The 1,047-nt window shown below is 71.7% G+C and carries 2 protein-coding genes; both read left to right on the top strand.

Translation table 11 applies throughout. The annotated features are described in order from the left end of the window. Positions 1-598, top strand: a 598-nt coding sequence (locus tag CCN29_RS34360) for a TetR/AcrR family transcriptional regulator (protein ID WP_442538700.1), incomplete at its 5' end; no start/stop codon positions are given. Between the two features lie 135 nt (positions 599-733). Beyond that, positions 734-1,047: helix-turn-helix domain-containing protein (locus CCN29_RS34355; protein WP_143661480.1), on the top strand; the 314-nt coding region annotated here is incomplete at its 3' end.

The following is a 1,047-nucleotide window of genomic DNA, read 5'->3' as shown; positions in this document are numbered from 1 at the left end:
ACCCGGCACCACCCCCGCACCCCCGGGCCGCCGCGAACGCAAAAAGGCCGCCACACGCAAAGCCATCGCCGACGCTGCCCTGCACCTCTTCCTGGAACGTGGCTACGACGCCGTCGGCATCCGCGAGATCGCCGACGCCGCCGACGTGTCGACCACCACGCTGTTCAAGCACTTCCCGGTCAAGGAAGCCCTCGTCTTCGACGAGGACGACGACCAGGAGGAACGCCTGCTCGCCGCCGTCCGCGAACGCCCCGCGGGCACCTCCGTCCCGGCCGCCCTGCGCGAACATGCCCTCAACTCCCGCCTGCTCACTCCCTACGGCGACGACCGCCTCACCGCCTTCTTCAACCTGGTGACCACCACCCCCGCACTGCGCGACTACGGCCAGAACATGTGGCTGCGCCATACAGCCGCCCTGGCCCGCGTCATCGCCGAGGAAATCGGCCGCCCCGCCGACGACCCCGCCTGCCTGGCCCTGGCCCACTTCGCCCTCGAAGCCCCGCGTGCCGCATACGGCCACGCCGACCCCAGGGCGGCGGTCATCAGCGCCTTCAACCTGCTGGAGCACGGCTGGAAAACCCTCACCCGAGACCCCTGAGCGGGTCCGTACCCTCGACCCTCGCCGGGTCCGTACCATCCTGCCGTGCATCCGCGGCGCTTCGTACGCAAAACGTACGCTCTTCGTACGCCCGCGGGCCGCTCAGGGAGTAGGATGCCGATTGGGAGGTGTCCGGTGTCCGAGTTGTTCGACGCGGTGGACGCGCTGGTCGCGTCACGGGCCGCGCTGCCACCACCGGCCGAGCGGAAGCGACTGCGGACCGCGCACGGCCTGACCATCGAGGAAGTGGCCGCGGCGCTGAAGGTACGCCGGGCCACGGTCTCCGGCTGGGAGGCGGGCAAAACAGAACCTCGCCCGCCGGAGCGCGACGCCTACGCCCGGCTGCTGAACCAGCTCGCGGAGCTCTATCCCGCACCTGCGCCAGCGCCCGCTCCTCCCGAGGTGACGCCGGCCACCGGGCCTGCCCCGGCCGCCCAGCCCTCCACCCC

Origin of the sequence: Streptomyces pseudogriseolus, assembly GCA_002154585.1 — a bacterium.
GTDB classification, from domain to species: domain Bacteria; phylum Actinomycetota; class Actinomycetes; order Streptomycetales; family Streptomycetaceae; genus Streptomyces; species Streptomyces pseudogriseolus.
Note: the sequence above shows the minus strand (reverse complement) of the source record. Positions and strands in the feature narration are given on the sequence as shown.